At 74.4% G+C, this 21,005-nt stretch carries 21 protein-coding genes; 12 read left to right on the top strand and 9 right to left on the bottom strand.

Annotation, left to right across the window (positions count from 1 at the left end; genetic code table 11):
• Window positions 1–187: 187 nt before the first annotated feature.
• Window positions 188–1,096 carry a DUF3027 domain-containing protein gene (locus GQS52_RS15485; RefSeq protein ID WP_182313999.1) on the bottom strand — a complete coding sequence of 303 codons (909 nt, stop codon included), beginning with the start codon at window positions 1,094–1,096 and terminating at the stop codon, window positions 188–190.
• 425 nt (window positions 1,097–1,521) lie between these two features.
• On the opposite strand from GQS52_RS15485, the gene GQS52_RS27850 reads away from it, so the two are divergent.
• Genes GQS52_RS27850 through GQS52_RS15460 form a run of 5 tightly spaced genes read left to right on the top strand, consistent with a single transcriptional unit; the run spans window position 1,522 to window position 5,811 of the window.
• On the top strand, window positions 1,522–3,009 hold the full coding sequence (locus GQS52_RS27850) for an MFS transporter (RefSeq protein ID WP_259370793.1): 1,488 nt from the start codon (window positions 1,522–1,524) through the stop codon (window positions 3,007–3,009).
• An 8-nt stretch (window positions 3,010–3,017) separates the two neighbouring features.
• A complete protein-coding gene (locus GQS52_RS15475; protein ID WP_259370792.1) occupies window positions 3,018–3,476 on the top strand; it encodes a hypothetical protein in 459 nt (152 codons plus the stop codon).
• 27 nt (window positions 3,477–3,503) lie between these two features.
• Window positions 3,504–3,974 (top strand): DUF2771 domain-containing protein, encoded by a 471-nt coding sequence (locus GQS52_RS15470; protein WP_182313998.1) that lies wholly within the window; start codon window positions 3,504–3,506, stop codon window positions 3,972–3,974.
• Between the two features lie 26 nt (window positions 3,975–4,000).
• On the top strand, window positions 4,001–4,930 hold the full coding sequence (gene mqnB, locus GQS52_RS15465) for a futalosine hydrolase (protein WP_182313997.1): 930 nt from the start codon (window positions 4,001–4,003) through the stop codon (window positions 4,928–4,930).
• Window positions 4,927–5,811, top strand: coding sequence for a 1,4-dihydroxy-6-naphthoate synthase (locus GQS52_RS15460; protein ID WP_182313996.1), 885 nt, complete (start codon window positions 4,927–4,929; stop codon window positions 5,809–5,811). Before mqnB ends, GQS52_RS15460 begins: the two co-directional genes overlap by 4 nt.
• 114 nt (window positions 5,812–5,925) lie before the next feature.
• On the opposite strand, the gene GQS52_RS28235 is transcribed toward GQS52_RS15460, so the two are convergent.
• Window positions 5,926–6,309, bottom strand: coding sequence for a cold-shock protein (locus GQS52_RS28235; protein WP_182313995.1), 384 nt, complete (start codon window positions 6,307–6,309; stop codon window positions 5,926–5,928).
• Between the two features lie 153 nt (window positions 6,310–6,462).
• On the opposite strand from GQS52_RS28235, the gene GQS52_RS15450 reads away from it, so the two are divergent.
• Complete coding sequence (locus tag GQS52_RS15450; protein ID WP_182313994.1) at window positions 6,463–6,699, top strand: hypothetical protein; 237 nt, start codon at window positions 6,463–6,465, stop codon at window positions 6,697–6,699.
• Between the two features lie 18 nt (window positions 6,700–6,717).
• On the opposite strand, the gene GQS52_RS15445 is transcribed toward GQS52_RS15450, so the two are convergent.
• Window positions 6,718–7,371, bottom strand: a complete 654-nt coding sequence (locus GQS52_RS15445; RefSeq protein WP_182313993.1) for an HAD family hydrolase — start codon at window positions 7,369–7,371, stop codon at window positions 6,718–6,720.
• A 145-nt stretch (window positions 7,372–7,516) separates the two neighbouring features.
• Here GQS52_RS15445 and GQS52_RS15440 point away from each other — a divergent pair, with 145 nt between their 5' ends.
• The 4 genes from GQS52_RS15440 (at window position 7,517) to GQS52_RS15425 (ending at window position 11,931) form a co-directional block, all read left to right on the top strand.
• Complete coding sequence (locus GQS52_RS15440) at window positions 7,517–8,668, top strand: iron ABC transporter permease (RefSeq protein WP_259370791.1); 1,152 nt, start codon at window positions 7,517–7,519, stop codon at window positions 8,666–8,668.
• Between the two features lie 92 nt (window positions 8,669–8,760).
• Window positions 8,761–9,834: an iron ABC transporter permease gene (locus GQS52_RS15435; protein ID WP_259371124.1), complete on the top strand. Its 1,074-nt coding sequence runs from the start codon at window positions 8,761–8,763 to the stop codon at window positions 9,832–9,834.
• 167 nt (window positions 9,835–10,001) lie between these two features.
• Window positions 10,002–10,835, top strand: a complete 834-nt coding sequence (locus tag GQS52_RS15430; RefSeq protein ID WP_182316473.1) for an ABC transporter ATP-binding protein — start codon at window positions 10,002–10,004, stop codon at window positions 10,833–10,835.
• A gap of 103 nt (window positions 10,836–10,938) precedes the next feature.
• On the top strand, window positions 10,939–11,931 hold the full coding sequence (locus GQS52_RS15425; protein ID WP_182313991.1) for an iron-siderophore ABC transporter substrate-binding protein: 993 nt from the start codon (window positions 10,939–10,941) through the stop codon (window positions 11,929–11,931).
• Between the two features lie 80 nt (window positions 11,932–12,011).
• Here the strand turns inward: GQS52_RS15425 and GQS52_RS15420 are convergent, their stop codons facing one another.
• The 3 genes from GQS52_RS15420 to GQS52_RS15410 form a co-directional block, all read right to left on the bottom strand.
• Window positions 12,012–12,416, bottom strand: coding sequence for a type II toxin-antitoxin system VapC family toxin (locus tag GQS52_RS15420; RefSeq protein WP_259370790.1), 405 nt, complete (start codon window positions 12,414–12,416; stop codon window positions 12,012–12,014).
• Window positions 12,409–12,687 (bottom strand): type II toxin-antitoxin system prevent-host-death family antitoxin, encoded by a 279-nt coding sequence (locus GQS52_RS15415; protein WP_182313990.1) that lies wholly within the window; start codon window positions 12,685–12,687, stop codon window positions 12,409–12,411. The genes GQS52_RS15420 and GQS52_RS15415 overlap by 8 nt, the downstream gene beginning before the upstream one ends.
• Before the next feature lie 349 nt (window positions 12,688–13,036).
• Complete coding sequence (locus tag GQS52_RS15410) at window positions 13,037–13,459, bottom strand: ATP-binding protein (protein ID WP_259370789.1); 423 nt, start codon at window positions 13,457–13,459, stop codon at window positions 13,037–13,039.
• A 327-nt stretch (window positions 13,460–13,786) separates the two neighbouring features.
• On the opposite strand from GQS52_RS15410, the gene GQS52_RS15405 reads away from it, so the two are divergent.
• Window positions 13,787–15,094 (top strand): hypothetical protein, encoded by a 1,308-nt coding sequence (locus GQS52_RS15405; protein ID WP_182313989.1) that lies wholly within the window; start codon window positions 13,787–13,789, stop codon window positions 15,092–15,094.
• Here the strand turns inward: GQS52_RS15405 and GQS52_RS15400 are convergent.
• The gene (locus GQS52_RS15400; RefSeq protein WP_182313988.1) at window positions 15,091–15,630 is read right to left on the bottom strand and encodes an NUDIX hydrolase; all 540 of its coding nucleotides are present in this window, start codon (window positions 15,628–15,630) and stop codon (window positions 15,091–15,093) included. The genes GQS52_RS15405 and GQS52_RS15400 overlap by 4 nt on opposite strands.
• A 419-nt stretch (window positions 15,631–16,049) precedes the next feature.
• On the opposite strand from GQS52_RS15400, the gene GQS52_RS15395 reads away from it, so the two are divergent.
• Window positions 16,050–17,105 carry a hypothetical protein gene (locus GQS52_RS15395; protein WP_182313987.1) on the top strand — a complete coding sequence of 352 codons (1,056 nt, stop codon included), beginning with the start codon at window positions 16,050–16,052 and terminating at the stop codon, window positions 17,103–17,105.
• A 199-nt stretch (window positions 17,106–17,304) separates the two neighbouring features.
• On the opposite strand, the gene GQS52_RS15390 is transcribed toward GQS52_RS15395, so the two are convergent.
• Window positions 17,305–19,152 carry a GMC family oxidoreductase gene (locus GQS52_RS15390; protein WP_182313986.1) on the bottom strand — a complete coding sequence of 616 codons (1,848 nt, stop codon included), beginning with the start codon at window positions 19,150–19,152 and terminating at the stop codon, window positions 17,305–17,307.
• Between the two features lie 159 nt (window positions 19,153–19,311).
• Complete coding sequence (locus tag GQS52_RS15385) at window positions 19,312–20,937, bottom strand: succinic semialdehyde dehydrogenase (RefSeq protein ID WP_182313985.1); 1,626 nt, start codon at window positions 20,935–20,937, stop codon at window positions 19,312–19,314.
• Window positions 20,938–21,005: the final 68 nt, after the last annotated feature.

Genomic DNA, 21,005 nt, shown 5'->3' with positions numbered 1-21,005 from the left:
CGGGCCGGGGGCGCGGCGGAACGGGCCGGGGGCGCACCCGGCGTGCGGGCACCGCCCGGACGGGCCCCGGAACCCCGGAAGGCCGTCGGCGCGGCTCCCGGCCCGGGAGCCGGCCCGGCCGGGAGCGCACTCGGCGCGGGGCCCGGCGCGGGGCCCGGCGCGAGGCCCGGGACGGGGCCCGGGACGGTCAGCTGTGGCCGAGCTCCTCGGCCGGGGTGCTGTCCTCGACCGACCCGCCGGACCGCTCGGGGTGCAGCGGCATCGGCTCGGACGTCATCTCGTCGAGCACCGGCGGGGCCGGCTGCGGCGGCCTGGGCATGACCGCGGCCTCGGAGTGGCCTCCGCACCCGTACGACAGGGAGACCACGCGGCCGTCGGCCGGCGAGAACTCGTTGGCGCACACTCCGAACGCCTGCCGCAGCGATCCCGCGGTCGGGACGAGGAAGCCGCAGGTGATGCACTGGGCGGGGGCCGCCTGCGCCATGGGCGTGCGCGGGCCGTACGCCTCCTCCCAGCGGTCCGCCGCGACGCCCAGGCCGTAGCGGGAGAGCACCCGCGGGCGGTCCATGCCGATCTCCCGGGCGACCGCGGTGATGCTGCCGGTGGCCGGGGGCGGGGTGATCCGCTCGCCCTCGCCCTCGGCCGCGCCCTCGTCCTCGGTGCCGGTCGCGGGGGCCGGGACCGCGGCGGAGAGCGCGGAGTTCGGGGGCGGCTCGTCCTCGCCGGTCCACCCCGGTTCCAGGCGCGGGTCGTCGGCGTCGGTGGGCAGCAGGTCGCCGGGGCCCATGTCCCCCGGGCGCAGCCGCTCGCTCCACGGCACCCACTCGGGAGCCAGGAGGGCGCCGGAGCCCGGCAGGAGCACGACCTCGTCGACGGTGACCAGGCGCGCCCGCGAGGCACGGGTCAGGGTCACGGCCCAGCGCCATCCCCGGTACGCGGGCTCGTTGCTGGCGAAGGAGTGCGTGACGACGCGGTCTCCCTCGGCCACCGCCCCGAGGTGCTCGCCGACGGCCTCGGGGCCCGCGGCCTCCTCCGCGACCGACCGGGCCAGGTCGACCGCCTCGGCGCACAGGCGGTCAGGGGTACGGCTTCGCATCGCAGCACTCACAAGAATCGATTCTCTCCTACGCCGTGTCGCGGACGCGCCCACCCGGCGGGTGGAGCGGACCTCGGGACCGCGTCGACACCCGGAGGCGGGACACGCCTCATGGGCTCCATTCTGCGCGAAGGAACGGGGGCACGTCTCCAGGGATGCGCGGTTGGCACGCTACCCGTCGCGTCCGGGCCTGCGAAAGCTCGCCCTTCCGCGCCCGTGTCCCAGCACACCCCGTGCCGCCCGCGTGCCGCATGCGTGCCGCCCGCGCCCGGCCCGCCCTCCCCGTGCGTCTCCCGCCCGGGTTCCCCGCGGGCCCGCCGCCCCGCGGCCCGGTGTCCGCCCGTACCCCGTTCGCCGCGCGGCGGGTGACGACCCGCCACCCGTACCGGTCGCCATCCGCATCGATCACCACAAGCTGGGGCAGGATGGGCGGCGTGGCAGCCGACCCGACGTCCCGCAAGGGCGATGACGACGCCCCCGGGCCACTGCGCAGGGCGGGCCGCGCGGTCTCCCGCGCGGCCCGCGGCGCCGTGCGGGGCGCGGGCCGGGCCGCCGTCCTCCCCCTGCGGGCGACCGGCTCCCGGATCAGACGGGCGACCCACGCGCAGGGCGCGGGCGAGTCCGGACTGGGCAAGCTGATCGAACTGCACGCGGTGAACTCCGCGGGCGACATGCTGATCGCCGCCGCACTCGCGGGGACCATCTTCTTCTCCGTACCGGTCGGCGAGGCACGGGGCAGGGTGGCCCTGTACCTGGTGGTCACCATGGCGCCGTTCGTCCTGCTCGCCCCGGTGATCGGCCCGCTGCTGGACCGGCTGCCGCACGGCCGGCGGGCGGCAGTGGCGGTGTCGATGCTGGCCAGGGCGGTCCTGGCCTGGGCGATGGCGGGCAGCGTCGAGGACGCCGGACTGGAGCTGTACCCGGCCGCGCTGGGCGTCCTGGTGGCGTCCAAGGGGTACGGGGTGGTGCGCAGCGCCGTGGTGCCCCGCCTGCTGCCGTCCGCGGTCACCCTGGTGCGGGCGAACTCCCGGGTCACGCTCGCCGGGCTGGTGGCGACGGGACTGGCCGCACCGGTGGGCGCGCTGCTGCACCTGCTGGGGCCGGCCTGGCCGCTGTACGGCGCTCTCGCCGTCTTCTCGGCGGGGGCGCTGCTGGCGTTCTCCCTCCCCCACGCGGTGGACTCCGCACGCGGCGAGGAACGCGCCCTGCTCCGCTCCGACCCCGAGCCCGATCCCGACCCCGAGCCCGATCCCGGTTCCGATCCCGAACCCGGCTCCGATCCCGAACCCGGCTCCGGGTCCTGCTCCCCGGACGCAGCACCCGCCACTGCGGCGGGCGCGGGGGCGGGGGCGGGGGCGTCTCCGGTGCAGGCTGCGAAACCGTCTGCGTGCGTGCCCGCGGGCACGGCACCGGACACGTCTCCGGCCGCCGCCGGCGGTGCCGCAGGTGCCGCCACCGGTGCCGGCCGCGCCGAGGGCGTCGAAGGCGGCGCCGGTCCTACGGTCCGAGGCGCCGGGGCGGCACACCCGACCGCCCTGGCCACCTCGACCACTCCGACCGACCCGACCACCCCGACCGTCCCGGCCGACCCGGCACCTCGGACCGACGCCGCGCACCCGGCCTCCCCGGCCCCCTCGGTTCCCCGGTCGGAGCATCGGCACTCCCCTTTTTCTGTCCCCTTCCTCCGGCCGCCGGGATCGCCGCCGCGGCCGGGCCGGCAGCGGGGGCCGGAGTCGCGGGCGGCCCGGGGGCGGGCGCCGTCTCCGGGCGGGCCCGGAGGCGGCCGGGGCTGCGGACCGTCGGCCCGTCCGTCCTGCACGCGCTGCGGGCGAACGCAGCCCTGCGCGCCTTCTCCGGCCTCCTCACCCTCTTCCTGGCCTTCCTCCTGCGCGAGCGCCCGCCGGAGGGGCTGAGCGCCGCGGTGGCGCTGGGCCTGGTGGCCGTCGCGGCCGCCGCGGGCAACGCGCTGGGGACGACCCTGGGCGCCTGGCTGAGGGCCCGCGGCCCCGAGACGATCATCACCGCGGTCCTCGGCCTGGCCCTGGCCGCCGCACTGCCCGCGGCGGCCCTCTACGGGGCGGTGACGCTGGCGGTGGTCGCGGCGGTCGCCGGGCTCGCCCAGGCGCTGGCCAAGCTCTCCCTGGACGCGCTGATCCAGCGGGACGTCCCGGAGGAGGTCCGCACCTCCGCCTTCGCCCGGTCCGAGACGGCTCTGCAGCTGTCCTGGGTGGTCGGCGGCGGGCTGGGCATCGTGCTGCCGCTGAACGGGACGCTGGGCCTGGCGGTGGCCGCGGCCCTGGTGGCGGTGGCCGCGGCCGCGACGACCAGGGGCCTGGTCCGTGCCGCGCGGCGCGGCGCGCCGTACCCCCGCGCAGCCTGAGCCGGGCCGCCCGGTAGCCTCGGGTCCATGACCATTCGCCGCCGTGCTGCCGCCATCGGCGCCGTGACCCTCGGGCTGTTCGCGCTCGCCGCCTGCGAGAAGCCGTCCCCGATTACCACGGTGACCGCAGGCTCCGACTCCATCAGCTTCGAAGCCAGCTGCTACAACGAGGGCGAGGCTCTCGGGACCAACGAGCAGAAGAAGTGCCAGAACGCCGGGTCGGCCAAGACCATCGAGGTCTCCCCGGAGACCGAGGTGCGGTTCGGCGTCGACCCGAAGATCGCCGAGCAGGGCTGGATCATCGCGATCAACAACCAGCCCGCCATCAACAAGCCGATCGAGAAGACCTACACCTACTTCACCGGGCAGTCGTTCTTCCAGGCGGCCGCACAGGGCGGCCAGGGTGCGAAGACCGCAACGGTCAGCATCATCGCCCAGGGTGAGAAGCCCGGCACCACCAGCGGTGTGTGGAACTTCAAGCTGAAGCAGACGGACTGACCTCCTCACCCACGGCCTGCCCGACGATGCGACTGCTCGTGGTGACCGCGGTGGCGGTGGAGCGCGACTCCGCCGCCACCGGTCTGGCTGCCCGGTTCCGGGACGCTCCGGAGGAGGAGGCCCTGCCCGGCCGCCGTTCCCTGCTGGTCCTGAGGGACGGGCGGCACCGCGCGGACCTGCTGGCGGCCGGGGTCGGCCCGGCCGCCGCCGCGGCCGGGACCTCCGCCGCGCTGACCGCGGCGGAGCTGGCCGGGCACCCCTACGACCTGGTGGTGGCCTCCGGGATCGCCGGGGGCTTCCTGCCCGTCGCGCCCCTGGGCTCCGTCGTCGTGGCGGACGAGATCGTCGCCGCCGACCTGGGCGCGCAGACCCCGCCCGCCCGAGTCCCGCCCCCGCAGGCTCCTCCGCCCGCCGCCCGGACCGGCGCCCCAGCTCCCGCGCCGGACAGCCCGGACGCCCCGGACGCTCTGAACACCCCGGACCTGCCGGCTCCCTCACCGGAGGCCGCCGTGCCGGAGGCCGCCGTGCCGGTCCCGCCCGTTCCCGGGCCTCCTGCCGAGCCCCTTCCCGGCCCCGGCTTCGTCCCCGTGTCCGAGCTGGGCTTCGGCACGTCCTCCCACGTCCCGCCGCCCGGACTGCGGGCCGCCGTCGCCGGGGCGCTGGGCGCCGTGTGCGGGCCGGTGCTGACCGTCTCCACGGTCACCGGGACCGCCGAGCGGGCCGCCGAACTGGCGGCGCGTCACCCCGGCGCCGCGGCGGAGGGCATGGAGGGCTTCGGCGTGGCCGAGGCCGCCGCCGCGCACGGCGTCCCGGTGCTGGAGGTGCGTGCGGTCTCCAACCCGGTGGGCCCGCGGGACCGCGCCGCCTGGCGGATCGGCGACGCGCTGACCGCCCTGTCCGGCGCCTTCGGCGGGCTCTCGTCCGTTCTCGACTCCCTGGAGGCCCCAGCTCCATGAGCAGCCCCGTACCCGCCCCCTCCCCCTCCCCCCTGCGGATCGCCTACTCCCCCTGCCCCAACGACACGTTCGTCTTCCACGCGTGGGCCCACGGCCGGGTGCCGGGCGCACCGGAGCCGGCCGTCACCTTCGCGGACATCGACGTCACCAACGGCATGGCGGAGCGCGGCGAGTCCGACGTGCTGAAGGTCTCGTACGCGGTGCTGCCGTGGGTGCTGCGGGAGTACGCGCTGCTGCCGTGCGGCGGGGCGCTGGGGCGCGGCTGCGGCCCCCTGGTGCTGACCCGGGACGAGCGGTCCGCCGAGAGCCTGTCGGGGGCGACGGTGGCGGTGCCGAGCGAACGCTCCACCGCCTACCTCCTCTTCCGGCTGTGGGCGGCGAAGGCGGTGCCGGGCGGGGTCGGCCGGATACTGGTCCTGCCGTTCCACGAGATCATGCCGGCCGTGCGGGACGGCCGGGTGGACGCCGGGCTGGTCATCCACGAGGCACGGTTCACCTACCCCTCCTACGGCCTGCACAGCCTGGCCGACATGGGCGAGGCGTGGGAGGAGGCGACCGGCCTGCCGATCCCGCTGGGGGCGATCATCGCCAAGCGGTCCCTGGGCGAGGAACGGCTGCGGCTGCTCGCCGACTCGATCCGCGAGTCCGTGCGGCAGGCGTGGGCGGACCCCGAGGCGTCCCGCGCCTACGTGCTGGAGCACGCCCAGGAGATGGACCCGGCCGTCGCCGACCAGCACATCGGCCTGTACGTCAACGAGTTCACGGCCGACCTGGGCGAGGAGGGGTACGCGGCGGTCCGCGGCCTGCTCACCCGTGCGGCGGCCGAGGGCCTGGTCCCGGCGCTCGGCCGGGACGCGCTGGCCTTCCCCGGGGCGGAATAGCGGCCCCGCGGACGCGCGGACCCGGGCGTCCGGGCCCGGGCACGCCGGAACCCGGGCCGGACGCCCCGGGGCGGGGATCCGGCCCGGGGCGTCCGGGTGTCCGGGTGTCCGGGGTCAGACGTCCAGCTGGTCGGCGACGTAGCGCAGGGCCGTGGCGATCTTCTTGCCCTGCGCCCGGTCGGGGTAGCGCCCGCGCTGGAGCATGGGCGTCAACCCCTCCAGGAGGGTTGTCAGGTCCTGAGTGACCGTGGCCAGTTGGTCCGGCTTGACCCGCTGGGCGGCCGCGACCGACGGGGTGGGCTCGAGCAAAACAACCGACAGGGCCTGGTCGCCGCGCTGGCCGGCGACCACCCCGAACTCCACGCGCTGGCCCGGCTTGAGCGCGTCGACGCCGGCCGGGAGAACGGACGAGTGCACGAAGACGTCACCGCCGTCGTCGCGGGAGAGAAAGCCGAAGCCCTTCTCGCTGTTGAACCACTTGACCTTGCCGGTAGGCACCGTCCGACCCGTCCTCGTCATCGAAAAACAGCTCTGAACAACACTGCAGCGGGCCACCGTGACCCGCTGCCACCAGGCTAATGGTCCGAGGACCGGTGGCGATGCGCCCTGGCCGGATCCGACAGCCCCTGTGCATCGGCCTACCCTGGAGCGGTGAGCAACGAAACCACCGCACATGCGGGCGACGGCCTCGTCAGGGCCGGCGCCGTCGTCTTCCTCGTCGGCGCCGTGGCCACCGTGGTCACCGTGGCCCCCCTGTTCCTGGGCTGGAAACCGCTGCCGACCGCGGCCTACCTAGTCTCCATGCTGATGGGCGTGGGCTTCGCCATGGCCATGGCCGGGCTGCTGCGTTCCGCGCACGTGCAGCGGCGCCGGGCCCGCGAGTCCTGACCCGGCCTCACGACCGCACTACCGCGCGAGGGCGCCGCCTGCCACGTGACCGTCCAGCCAGGCCGGGAAGGCCGTCAGGTCCTCCAGCACCACGTCGGCGCCGGCCGCGCGCAGCCCGTGGGCGTCCAGCGGTCCGGTGGCGACGGCGACGCTGTACGCCCCCGCGATCCGTGCGCCCCGGACGTCGCCCGCGTGGTCGCCGACGTACACGGAGGCGCCGTACTCGATCAGCGCCTCGCCCTTGGCCTCCGCCCACAGCCAGCCGCGCACCGCGTCGGCGGCCAGGCCCAAGTGCTTGAGGTGCAGCCGGGCGTTGGGCTCGTACTTCGCGGTGACCACGACGGCGCGGCCGCCGTGCGAGCGCACCGCCTCCAGCGCCTCGGCCGCGCCGGGCAGCGCCCGGGCGGGGGCTATCGCCAGGTCCGGGTAGAGCTCGCGGAAGCGGTCGGCGAGCGGGGCGACCTTCTCGGCCGGCACCCAGTTGGCCAGCTCGTCCTCCAGCGGCGGCCCCAGGCGGCTGACCACGAGGTCGCAGTCGATCCAGTGGCCGCACTCCTGCGACAGCCGCTCGTACACCGCCCTGATGCCGGGGCGGGAGTCGATGAGGGTCATGTCGAGGTCGAAACCGACGGTGAACGGGGCACCGCCGAGGGTCACTGATTCGTTGGCCATGGCATCCATTGTCCCTTGTGCGGCATCCGCGCTCCCCCGCCTCCGTCGCATCTGCATAATTAGGGAAGCCTAAGCTGACCGGGTGCCGGTGGAACGGCTGCCGCCGCCCCCTGCCGCCTGCCCCTGCCCCTGCCACTCGACGGAAATGGACGCGATGCTCCCGGAGTCCGACGGCGGCCCGTCCGGCCGTTCGCACGACGGTCCGCACGCCGACCCGCCGGGCACCCCGTCCGGCAGACCGTCCGGCGCCCCACCCGGCAGACCGTCCGGCGACGACCGTGCCCGCGGGCGCCGCCCCCTCCGGGCGGGCGCGGCATGGGCGGTGCTGCTGCTCGCCCTGCTGCTCACACTGCTGCTCAGCCTCGCGGTCGGGAGCCGGCCGATTCCGCCGGCCGAGGTGCTGCGGGCCCTGCTGCACGGCGGAGACGGTGCCGAGGCCCGGGTCGTGCTGGAGATGCGGCTGCCCCGCACGGTGATCGGCCTGATGGTCGGCGCGGCGCTCGGCCTGGCCGGCGCGGTGCTGCAGGGCCTCACCCGCAACCCGATCGCCGAGCCCGGCGTCCTCGGCCTCGGCCAGGGCGCCTCGTGCGGCGTGGTCCTGGCCATCGCCCTGTTCGGGGTGCACACCCTGTCCGGCTACGTGTGGTTCGCCTTCGCCGGTGCCGCGGCCGCCGCGGTGGTGGCGTACGCGGTGGCGGCGGGCGGGCGCGGCGGGCGCGGCGGCGCGACGCCGGTGAAGCTGGCGCTGGCGGGCGCGGCGGTCAACGCGTTCGCGGTGGCCGTGATCTCGGCCGTCGTGACGACCGACGCCACCGTCAACGACGAGTTCCGCTTCTGGCAGGTCGGCGCGCTCTCCGGGCGCGGCACGGACGTCGCCTCGCAGGTCCTGCCGTTCCTGGCCGCCGGGGCGGTGCTGGTGCTCGTGGCGGCCCGCGGCCTGGACGCGCTGGCGCTCGGCGACGACACGGCCAGGGGGCTGGGGCAGAACGTGGCGGTGGTGCGGGTCACCGGTGCGGCCGGGGCGACGGTGCTGACCGGGGCCGCGGTGGCCGCGGCCGGGCCGGTCGCCTTCGTCGGCCTGGCCGTGCCGCACGTCGCCCGGGCCCTGGTGGGCGCCGACCACCGGCGGCTGCTGGCCGCCTGCCTCCTCCTCGGGCCCGTGATGCTGCTGCTGTCCGACGTGGTGGGGCGGATCGTCTTCCCGCCCTCGGAGGTCCCGGCCGGGGTGATGACCGCCCTCGTCGGCGTCCCGTTCCTGGTGGCGACGGTGCGGCGCAGGGCGGTGGTCGCGGCGTGAGCACCCCGTCCCCCGCCCCCACCGCCTCCCCCGCCCCCGCTGCGGCTGCCGCGGCAGGCGGGCCGCGTGCGGTCCGCCCCGCCGGGTACGCCCTGTTCCGCGGGCCGGGGGCGTCCTTCCTGGTGCACCGCCGGTCGGCCGCGGTGGCCGCGGTGCTGGCGGTGCTGCTGGCCGCCGCGTGCGTGGTGGCGCTGGGCACGGGCCGGACCTGGATCCCTCCCGGCGACGTCCTCGCGGCCGTGGCGGGCCGCCCGGGCCCGCACGAGCTGGTGGTGGGCACGCTGCGCCTGCCCCGCCTGGTGACCGGCCTGCTGGTGGGCCTGGCCTTCGGCGCGGCCGGCGCGCTGATCCAGACCGTGGCCCGCAACCCGCTGGCCAGCCCCGACGTCATCGGCATCTCCCACGGCGCGGGCGCGGTGACGGTCGCGGCGATCACGTTCGGCATCGGCTCCTGGCAGGTGCTGCCGTGGCTGTCGGTGGCGGGCGGGCTGCTGGCCGCCGCCCTGGTCCACGTCTTCGCCTGGCGCGACGGGCTGCACGCCGCACGCCTCGTCCTGGTCGGCATCGGCTTCTCGGTGGCGCTCGCCTCACTGACCCAGCTGTTCCTCACCAAGGGCGACCAGCTGACCGCCCAACAGGCGAAGGTGTGGCTGACCGGCTCGCTCAACGGCCGCGGCTGGGAGCAGTCCCTGCCCCTGCTGTGGACCCTCCTGGCCCTCCTCCCGTTCCTGCTGTGGGCGGCGCGGGCGCAGCGCACGGTGGCCCTGGACGACCTCACGGCCACCGCCCTCGGCGTGCGGCTGAACCGGGTGCGGCTCGGACTGGTGCTGCTCGGCGTGGTCCTGGCCTCCACGGCCACGGGCGCGGCCGGCCCGGTGGACTTCGTGGCCCTGGTCGCCCCGCAGGTCGCCCGGCGCCTGACCCGGACCGCCGGGATCCCGCTGCTGTGCTCGGCCCTGACGGGCGCCCTGGTCGTGATCGTCGCGGACGCCCTGGCCCGCACACTGTTCGCCCCGACAGAGCTGCCGGTCGGCGTGCTCACCGCCGCCGTGGGCGCCCCTTACCTGATGTGGCTGATCGTCCGCGGCGGACGCGGCGGACGCGGCGGACGCGGCGGACGCGGCGGACGCGGCAGCCGTACCGGCCGTACCGGAGGCACCTCGTGAACCCCGTCCCCTCCCGCCCGGACACCCCCGGCACGGACGCCCGGCCCGGCACGGACGCCCGGCCCGGCACGGGCACGCCGCCCGGCACGGGCACGCCGCCCGGCACGGGCGCGTCCCGGGCGGGCGGCCGCCCCGCCGTCCGTCCCTCCCCTGCCGCGGACACCCGCCTGGCTGCGCGCTCCCTGACCCTCGCCTACGAGGACCGCACGGTCGTCGACGGCCTGGACCTGCGGGTCCCGGACGGCGGGGTCACCGTGATCGTCGGCCCCAACGCCTGCGGCAAGTCGACACTGCTGCGCGCCCTCGGCAGGCTCCTCAGGCCGGTCTCCGGCGCGGTCCTGCTGGACGGCGAGGAACTGGCGCGCCTGCCCACGCGCCGGATCGCCCGGACGCTCGGGCTGCTGCCGCAGGCCCCGGTGGCACCGGACGGGATCACCGTGGCCGACCTTGTCGCGCGCGGGCGGCAGCCGCACCAGCGCTGGTGGCAGCAGTGGTCCGGGGCGGACGAGGCCGCGGTGGCCGACGCCATGGAACGCACCGCCACCGCGGAGCTGGCCGACCGCCCGGTCGACGAACTGTCCGGCGGGCAGCGGCAGCGGGTCTGGATCGCCATGGCCCTGGCCCAGGAGACCGACCTGCTGCTGCTCGACGAGCCCACCACCTACCTGGACATCGCCCACCAGGTGGAGGTCCTGGACCTGGTGCGCCGCCTCAACCGTGAGCGCGGCCGCACCGTCGTCGCGGTCCTGCACGACCTCAACCAGGCCGCCCGGTACGCCGACCACCTGGTGGCCATGAGGGGCGGGCGGATCGTGGCCGAGGGCCCGCCCGGCGACGTCGTCACCGCGGAACTGGTGCGCGAGGTCTTCGGCCTGGAGTCCGTGGTCGTCCCCGACCCGGTCACCGGCGGCCCGATGGTCGTCCCCGGCGCCCCCTGGCAGCACCCGGCCGGCCCGGACGGCCCGGGCGGCGACGGCTCCGCCCGGACCGGGCCGGACTGACCGCCCCGTACCCCTCCCCGCTCCGCCTCCGCCCTGCTCCGTCCCCGTACTGCACGTACCGCCTGAACCGCCCGTACCGTCCCACCGACCACGGAGGTCCTCCATGACCGCCCACCGTTCCCGCCGCCGCCTCGCCGCCGCCCAGGTCGCCCTGGCGGCCGTCGTGGCCCTGACCGCCACCGCGTGCGGCGGCGGATCCGGCTCCACGTCCGGCGCGTCCGGCGGCGAGAACTCCGGGGCCGGCTCCTCCGCCACCCGCACCGTCAGGACCGCCATGGGCGAGGTGAAGGTCCCCGAGAACCCGAAGCGGGTCGTGGTCCTGGACACCGCCGAACTGGACTCCGCGATCACCCTGGGCGTGAAGCCGGTCGGTGCCACCGGCGCGGGCACCGAGTCCGGTTTCCTGAGCTACCTGACGCCGCAGCAGACCAAGGGCATCGAGAACGTCGGCGAGATAGCCAACCCCGACCTGGAGGCGGTCGCCGCCCTCGAACCCGACCTGATCCTCAGCAACGAGACCCGCGACGCCGACCGCTACGACGAGCTGTCCGCGATCGCCCCGACCGTGCTCACCGAGACCACCGGCCACCCCTGGAAGGAGAACTTCCAGGTCCACGCGCAGGCGCTGGGGAAGACCGCCGAGGCGAAGAAGGTCGCCGCCGCCTACGACGAGCACGCCGCCCGGGTCACCGAGGCCCTCGGGGGCCCGGAGAAGGCGAAGGAGACCGAGGTCAGCATGGTGCGCTTCGTCGAGGGCGCCGACATCCGCCTGTACGCGAACCAGACCTACATCGGCACGATCCTGAAGGACATCGGCGTCGGCCGGCCCGCGATCGCCGACAAGGACACCTTCTCGGTCGACGTCAGCCCCGAGCAGATCGACAAGGCCGACGGCGACGCCGTCTTCTACGCCACCTACGGCGACGCGAAGAAGGCCAAGGAGTCCGAGACCGTCGGCAGTTCGCTGTGGAAGGACCTCGACGCGGTGAAGAAGGGCAACGTCTTCAAGGTCGAGGACGAGCTGTGGTACCAGGGCATCGGCTACACCGCCGCCGACAAGATCCTCGACGGCCTCAAGGCCAACCTCACCGGCTGACCGCCCGCCCGGCCCGTCCCACCCGTCCCGGCTGCCCCGGTCGGCCGCCCCTCCCCGAAGACCGACCGGGACAGCCACGGTCAAACCGCGACGACCACCACGGCGCTCTCCAGCCCCTTGAAATCATCGGCGTTGCGGGTGAACAGGGGCAGTCCCCTGACGGAGGCGACAGCCGCGATCATGAGGTCCATCTTGCGCGGGCGGGGATCGCGTTGCGCGGCGAGGACAAGCGTCACGAGTGTTCCGTAACGGGCCGCCGCTTCACCGTCGAACGGCAGAGGGTCGAAATCGGCGACGGCGGCGCCCAGTTTCTCCATGCGTGCGGCCCGGACCGCAGGGTCCTTGGCCATGGCGACACCTTGGTGCAGTTCGGCCAGTGTGACGGCGGTGAGCTCGGGGACCATCGGCAGGACCGCAGGGTCGAGCAGGTCCAGGTCGATGTATGCGCAGGTGTCGAGCACACCGCTCGGGCAGCGATCAGCCACGGCTGCGCTCCCAGGGGTCGTCGTCGCCGACGCGGTCGTCCGCGCCGAAGAAATCGTCCGCCTCCTGCCGCATGACGGCGTGGTCCACACGGGGCATCCTGCGGTGCCGCGCCACCAGTTCTTCCGCACTCAGGCGACGCCTGCGCCTTATGGGACGCAGTTCGGCCACCTCAGCACCGTTGCGAGTGATGTGGTAGGTCTCACCCGCTTCGACCGCGTCCATGACAGCTGCGGAGTTGTTGCGGAACTCGCGCTGGGTGATGGTCTTCATATATCCAGCGTAGCCTCGCGTGTCTCATTGTGCTACATCAATGCACGGAATCGGAGAGAAAGCTCCCGGACGGACTGTCGGGCGGAAGGGTCGACACGGCCCGGCGGGAAGCCCCGCCACCCTCCCGCCCGTCAGCGGACGCCGTCCCGGCGGCGGGCCCAGGCCCACACCATCGCGTCGAGCTGCCGCAGGCAGTCGCCGCAGATGTGGAGCGGTGCGTGCATCCCGGACGAGGCGACGTCGCCGACCCACAGGACGGGAACGTCCGGGCGCCCGCACCGCCACGCACAGTCCCCCCGCACCCAGCCGGGCCCGGTTCCTCCGGCTCCGGGGACCGGGGACACGACACTCACCGCGCCTCCCCGGAAAGGCCCCGCAGCACGAACCAGACCGACTTGCCGACCGGTCGGCGCGGCACGACTCCCCACGCGTCCACGGTGTGGGCGAGGAGGAACATCCCCCGCCCGCTCTCGCTGTCCCAGTCCGGCTCGCGGACCACCGGCGGGCGCGGGTCGGTGTCGCCCACCTCGGCGTAGAGCCCGTCCCGCACGGGCCGGAGCAGGACGGAGCAGTCGGGCGACGCCGCGTGCCGGGCCACGTTCGCCACCAGTTCGGTCACCGCCAACTGCGCGGCGTCGGCCAGACCACCGAGACCCCAGGTCTCCGCGACGGCCCGCACCGCCTCCCGCACGGGAGGGACAGCCGAGGGCGCCGCCGAGAACGACAGCAGGAAACCCCGGAACGGGCCTGCTTCCATCACTGCTCGTCCCACGTCGACTCCCGGCCCCGGCCATGCAGCCGGTAACTCCTGTCCGGGGAATTCGCCCATGGTGTTCACGGCACGCCTTTCGGTCTCGTCCATGAAGTGCGGACACGAAGGGGCAGAACAAGCACGGAATGCCGCTCCGCCCCTCGGCAGGTCCTCACCTCGCGCCTGAGTCGGTGCGCCGGCGTTCGGACAACACCGGCACGCCCAGCAGCATGCGGTGCTCCGGGGTGCTGATTTCAGGCCCAGGTGATTACCCAACGTGGGTAACCTTTGACCCGGTTCGACCGGCCGGTCTGCCTCACGCGCGTTTTGTGGAAGGGGGGACACCCCGTGCCCGGGCCGAACGTGCCCCGTGAACTGCCTGTTGCTCTTCTGCAGGACCCGGAAATGGTCGAGGCGTGCCGGACCCGCGACTTCGGCAAGGTCTTCGCCCTCGTGCGCCGAAAGGCGGGCATCTATCCGTCGCGCATCGCCGCCCTGTGCGAGCTGACCCCCAGTCGGGTGGGTGAGGTCATGGCCGGTCAGCGACGCCTGTTGCACATCGATGTCATCGAACGCGTCTCGGACGGGCTGCGGATTCCCGGGGCGATGCTCGGTCTGGCACAGCGTCCGTGGGAGGCCCCGGTCCGCTCCGCACCGACCGGACACGATTCATTCCGGGGAACTTTCCCTGTCCCGCCTCGTGGCCACACCTGGTCCGCGGAACTGGACGAGATCTTGAACCACGCGGACGACGGCCCTGTCACTCGTTCCGCACTGGTCGCCGTCCAGTCGTGCATCGAGGACTACTGGCGTCGCGACGACGAGCACGGCGGAGCAAGTCTGCGTCCCGCTGTCGTCGGCCATCTGCGCCACGTTCGAAATCTCGCCGCCCGCACCACCTCGGAAAGCCTCAGGTCCGGCTTGGAGCGCATCGCCGCGGAACTGGCGCGCCTCGCGGGCTGGGCCTACTTCGACTCCTGTCAGTACTCCACGGCCCGAAGCTACTTCACCCAGTCCCTTCACCTGGCGCAGGAGGTGGGGGACCGGCAGTTCGTCGCCAACGTCCTGTCGTGCATGAGTCTCCTGGCGACGTACGAAGGAGACGCCCGGCAAGCCACCGCACTGGCCTGTGCCGCACAGGACATCGTGCGCGGGACGGGTTCCTCCCTCCTGATCATGGCCATGCTGCACATGCGCGAGGCGTTCGCCCAAGCCGCCCTGCAGGACGCCGCCGCCTGCCACCGGGCCGTCGACCGTTCACACCGCTGTTTCGAAAGGGCCGACAGCGAAAGGGCACCTGAGTGGGTTCGCTATTTCGACGAGACCAAACTCGTTGTCGACACCGGAATCGCCCTCGCCCGTCTCGGGGAACACCGTAAGGCGGAACCACTCATCGCCCAGGGCCTGCACCGGGAATGCCGGGCCAGGCAACGCGGGCGCGCCTTCCATGCGTTCTGGCTGGCCGCCACCCAGCTCCAGCAGGGAGCGGTCGAACAGGCCTGCGCCACCGCGGGACTCGCGCTGGACCTGACAGCCACCGTGGACTCGCCCCGGGTGGCGGCGCACGTCCATGACTTCGGCAGGCGCCTGCGACCGTACGCGCGGGAGGCGTCCGTCATCGCGTTCGAGGCCCGCATGCGGGAGGTGTTCGCCTAACTTCCCCCGGTCGCCTCGTCGAGCAGCAGGTAGAGCAGCCCCACGAGCGAGCCGCTGCTGACGATCTCCTTGCGGTCGATCATGTTCCGGACCTCGGCCAGGGGAATCCACTCGATCCTGTCCGACTCGTTCTGTTCCGTCGGCGGACCGACGTACGTGGCGGCGTCCGCCCGGAAGACGTGGTGCTCGGAGTCCGTGATCCCGTTGGCCGGCTGCGCGTACACCAGCGGCCTGACGCTTTCGACGCGCCAGCCCGTCTCCTCCTCCACCTCGCGGACCGCAGCCTGCTCGGGCGTCTCGTCCGCCTCGATCAGGCCCATGGGCAGTTCCCAGCCCCACGTGTCCGTGATGAATCGGTGCCGCCACATCATGAGCACCCGTTTCCGGTCGTCCACGACCGCCGCCACCGCGAGGTGCCGCATGCGTACGACGTGGTGCTCCCAGCGGCGCCCGTCCGGCTGCTGGATGTCGACGAGCCACAGGTTGACCCAGGGGTTGGTGTAGATCGGCCGCTCTCCGTGAACCTGCCACCGCATGTCGCTCAGCCCCTCTCCGCGTGGACTCAGCATGGCAGTTCGTGCATCCCCGCGGGCCGCCCCGAACAGTTTGCGGCAGGTGTGCGACACGGCGTCCGTCCGCCGTCCGCGGAGCAGGAGCCGGGCCGTCTCACGCGAATCGCCCCCTCGGGCGCAGGAATCGTTGACGATGTCCGAATGGCCAACCTCATCAGTGCCCTGATCTCAGCTTTCGGAGCCCTCACCGGTGCAGCGTTCCTCGCTCTCGCCGTTCTCGAGTACAGGGACGGGGCATCTGTCCTCTGGGTCGGGCTGGGATCCATGATCTTTCTGAGCACGGCCTTCACTCTCGTGCGCGACGTCCGCGCTCTCGCACGAGGACGTCGACCGGAACCGGCGTCCGGGCCCCGCCCCGGTACCTGACCTGGAGGAGGGACGAGTTGGAACGCCGCCGCTTCCTCACCACCGCCGCCTACTCCGTCGGCGCACTGGCCCTTCCGCCCGAGCGGAGGGCGGAAGCGGCCGAGCGTGCCTCCCGTGCGGCCCGGGGCGCGCTGGTCGGCGCCGCGGAGATCGAGGTGGTCCGGGACGTCACCTCGGCCTTCTCCCGCGCGGACGAACGCCTCGGCGGCTCCACCGGCAGGGCCGCCGTCGTCCAGTACCTCGTGTCCGACGTGGCCTCCTACTGCCGGGGGAGGTTCGCGGACTCCGGCACCCGCCGGAGCATGTTCGGTGCGGCGGCGGAGCTGGCCTACCTGGCCGGGTGGAAGGCGCACGACGCCGGACAGGACGGCCTTGCCCAGCGCTATTACCTGCGCTCCTACCGGCTCGCCGAGGTCGCGGACCCCGACGCGCACGCCGGGTACGTGCTGCGCATCCTGGCCCATCAGGCCTTCGACACGGGCCACGGCGGCGCCGCGGAGTGCGTCCCCCTGGCGGAAGCCGCCCATCGGCGGATGCGGGGCCGCGTCGGCCCGGAAACCGAGACGCTGGTGCACCTCACGCTCGCCCGCGCCCACGCCCACCGGGGCGAAACGCGGCCCGCCGTGGCGGCGATCGCCCGGGCGGAGCGCCTCCTGGACAGGGCCCGCCCCGACCGGGCGCCCCGGTGGGCCGGCCTCGGCGGCCCGGCGGAGGCGCGGTTGACCAACCAGGCGGGCAAGGCGTTGCAGGCCCTCGGGGACCTGCGCGCCGCCGAGGCGCAGTTCCAGCGTTCGGCCCGCTGCTGGGACCCCGTTGCCTACCCGCGCATCCACGCCCTGACCCTGGCCGACCTCGCCGTGGTGCAGTCGGCACGGGGTCTCGTCGAGGAGGCGTGCGAGAACTGGGGCGGGGCCCTCGACCGGATGGAGGGCGTCGACTCCGCGCGCACCCGCAAGGCGGTGGAGGATATGCGTTCACGGCTCGCGGTCTTCCGCCACCGCGGCCCCGCCGCAGCTCAAGCCCTGGACGCACGGGCCGCCCACTGGCAGGCCACGCACCCCCGCACACCGTGAGGAAGAACGGGCCCGCGCGGTTCGACGCCCTGGACGGTCCCGTACCGGAAGGACGGGCGTCACGCCGGGTGGGGCCTTCCCCCCCTCCGGCACGGCCCCGTACGGCAATCCGGTTCCGGAGCCGGACGGCTCAGGGGCCGGCCGGTTCCCGGGGAGCGGGCCGCTCGTACGGCTGGGCCGCCGCACGAGCGGGTGCCGGTCAGTCCGTGGCGGCCGCCTCCGGGGCGGCACCGGACGCCGGGGCGGCGTCCGCCTTCGGGACGGCGTCCGTCTTCGGGGGCACAGACGGGACGGGCAGGACAACGGGCAGGCGCAGTTCGCCGAAGGCGCCCGCGGGCACGACCGGCGCCTGCGGGGCGACCGCGGGGATGCGGACGTAGCCCTCGCTCTGGGCGGGGCGCGGGTCGGCCTCGCCCTTGTTCGGCCACATCGACATGGCGCGCTCGGCCTGCGCGGTGATGGTCAGGGACGGGTTGACGCCGAGGTTGGCCGAGACGGCGGCGCCGTCCACGACGTGGATGCCGGGGTGCCCGTACAGCCGGTGGTAGGGGTCGATGACGCCCTCGTCGGCGGTGGCGCCGATCGGGCATCCGCCCAGGAAGTGCGCGGTCAGCGGGGTGCCGATGATCTCGCCGACGTTGCTGCCGGGGAAGCCGTTGATGTCCTCGGCCATCAGCCGGGCGCCCTCGGCGCCCTCGGGGATCCAGTCGGGGTTGGGTGCGCCGTGGCCCTGGCGGGAGGTCAGCAGGCCCTTCCCCAGGCCCTTCGGCTTGCGGTAGGTGGTCAGGGAGTTGTCCAGGGACTGCATCACCAGTCCGATGATGGTGCGTTCCGACCAGCGCCGGTTGGACAGCGACCGGGCGAACATCACCGGGTGGCGCACGCAGGTGCCGAGGAAGGCCAGCCAGCGGGGGGCCCGGCCGCCGCCGGGCACCTGGAGGACGGACAGCGCGCCCATGGCGTTGGAGCCCTTGCCGTAGCGGACCGGCTCGATGTGGGTGTTCTCGTCCGGGTGGATCGAGGACGTGATCGCCACGCCCCGGGTGAAGTCCGGCTTCTGCCCCGGGTGCTTCCTGGCGTAGCGGCGGTCCGTGGTCTGGGCGCCGACCAGGCCCTCGGAGTTGGTGCGGGTGAGGAAGCCCAGCTTCGCGGAGATGCGGGGCAGGCGGCCGGTGTCGCGCATGGTGTGCAGCAGGGTCTGCGTGCCGTAGGTGCCCGCGGCCACGACGACCTGCCGGGCGCGCAGCACGGCCGGCTTCGCCGAGCGCCGCCTGTCGGTGGGCACGGTCTCGACGCGGTAGCCCCCCTCGGGGTCCTCCGACAGGCCGCGGACGGTGGTCATGGGGTGGATGACCGCCCCGGCCTTCTCCGCCAGGTACAGGTAGTTCTCGACGAGCGTGTTCTTCGCCCCGTGGCGGCAGCCGGTCATGCACTCGCCGCACTCGGTGCAGGCGCGGCGGGCCGGGCCCGCGCCGCCGAAGTACGGGTCGGCCGCCTCCGTCCCGGGTTCGGCCCGGCAGCCGCCGTCGGCGTCCTTGCCGTCGCCGAAGAACACGCCCACCGGTGCCATGTGGAAGGTGTCCCCCACGCCCATCTTCTCGGCCGCGGCCCTGAGGTGGACGTCGGAGGGGGTGAGGGTCGGGTTGAGCCGCACCCCCAGCATCCGCTGCGCCTGGTCGTAGAAGGGCTTCAGCTCCTCCTGCCAGTCGGTGATGTCCTTCCACTGCCGGTCCTCGAAGAACGGCTTCGGCGGCACGTACAGGGTGTTGGCGTAGTTGAGCGACCCGCCGCCGACGCCGGCCCCGGCCAGCACCATCACGTTGCTGAGCATGTGGATGCGCTGGATGCCGTACAGGCCCAGTGCCGGCGCCCACAGGTAGTTGCGCAGGTCCCACGAGCTCTTCGGCAGGGTTTCGCGGGTGAACCGCCGGCCCGCTTCGAGCACACCGACCCGGTACCCCTTCTCCGTCAGGCGGAGGGCCGAGACGGACCCTCCGAAACCGGAACCGATGACGATCACGTCGTAGTCGTAGGCGTCCTGGGACACGGTGGACCAGCCCTCCCCTTCGGGGTGCTCGTGGACGGTGGCGCTGTGGTGCTGTGGTGCCGCGGCGCTGTGGTGCTGCGGCGCTGTAGTGCCGGGTTGACGGGGCGGAGGGACTCCGGGCCGGCGGTGCCGGGGCCTGCCGTTCCGGGCCGGGGCGCCTCAGCGCAGGCGCATCGCCTTCATCAGGCGCAGGCCGGTGTTCATGAAGGCGGTGTACTGGTCCTGGCTCATGCCGAGGGACGGGGCCATGGGCAGCAGTCGCTGGGTGGCGACGTTCTGGGCCTCGGTGTACTTGAGGATGCCCTCGGAGCCGTGGCGGCGGCCGAGGCCGGACTCGCCCATGCCGCCCATGGGGGCGGCGGCGCTGCCGTAGGCGGCGGCGTAGCCCTCGTTGACGTTGACGGTGCCGGTGTCCAGACGGGCGGCGACGGCGCGGCCGCGGCGGGTGTTCTTCGTCCACACGCTGGAGTTGAGGCCGTAGGGGGTGGCGTTGGCGCGCTCGACCGCCTCGTCCTCGTCGGTGAAGCGGTAGACGGAGACGACCGGGCCGAAGGTCTCCTGGGCGCACACGTCCATCTCCGGCTGCACGCCGTCCAGGACGGTGGGCTCGTAGAAGTACGGGCCGACGTCGGGGCGGGGGCGGCCGCCGGTGAGGACGGTGGCGCCCTTGGCGCGGGCGTCCTCCACGTGCCGGACGACGGCGTCGAACTGGCGCTGCGAGGCCAGGGAGCCGAGGTCGGCGCCGTAGGCGAGGGCGGTGCCCAGCTTCATGGCCCGGGTGCGGGCGACGAACTTCTCCAGGAAGGCGTCGGCGACCGACTCGTGGACGTACAGCCGCTCGATGGAGATGCACAGCTGGCCGGCGGAGGAGAAGCAGGCGCGGACGGCGCCCTCGGCGGCGCGGTCGAGGTCGGCGTCGGCGAGGACCAGCATGGCGTTCTTGCCGCCGAGTTCGAGGGAGACGCCGACCAGGCGGGAGGCGGCGCGGACCGCGACGTCGCGGCCGGTGCGGGTGGAGCCGGTGAAGGAGACGAAGTCGCCGCGGTCGACGACCTCGGGGCCGACGGCCGGGCCGTCGCCGAGGACGATCTGCCACAGGTCCGCCGGGAGCCCGGCCTCGATCATGAGCTCGCGCGCCCACAGGGCGGTCAGGGCGGTCTCGGTGTCGGGCTTCATGACGACGGCGTTGCCGGCCGCGAAGGCGGGCAGGGCGTCGCCGACGGACAGCTCCAGCGGGTAGTTCCAGGGGGCGACCTGTCCGACGACGCCGCGCGGGCGGCGCAGCACGAGGGCCTTGGTGAGGCCGGGGACGGCGCCGGTGAGGGTGCGCGGCCGCAGGTAGGCGGGGGCCTTGCGGCCGTAGTGCCGGGCGGCGACGGCGACGGCCAGGACCTCCTCGTGCGCGTGCAGGCGGGTCTTGCCGGTCTCCAGCTGGACGAGGTCCAGGATCTCGTCCTGCCGCTTCAGCAGCAGGTCGTGGTAGCGCAGCAGGACGGCGGCGCGGCGGCGCACCGGCACCCGCGCCCACGCCTTCTGGGCCGCGCGGGCGCGGCGGAACGCCTCCTCGACGTCCTCCGCGGTCGAGGAGGGCAGCTCGGCCAGCCGCTCGCCGGTGAACGGGCAGTGGCTCACTGTGCTGCCGCTGCCGGTGACGCCGCGGGCCAGCCGTGCGACCAGCTCGGGGGTGACCACGTCGGCGGGGCCGCGGGCGCCGGCGGGCGCGACCGGGTTGCCGGCGGCGGGGTCGGCTGTGGGCGGGGCGGTGGTGACCGGCGAGTCCGTCATGCCGAGGAGGGTAAGCCCGCGCCCCCGTCCTTGGGTACCCGACGGTAACTACTTTTCACGCCTCGGGC

The organism is Streptomyces sp. SCUT-3, from assembly GCF_014083985.1.
Classification (GTDB): domain Bacteria; phylum Actinomycetota; class Actinomycetes; order Streptomycetales; family Streptomycetaceae; genus Streptomyces_H; species Streptomyces_H thermolineatus.
Note: the sequence above shows the minus strand (reverse complement) of the source record. Positions and strands in the feature narration are given on the sequence as shown.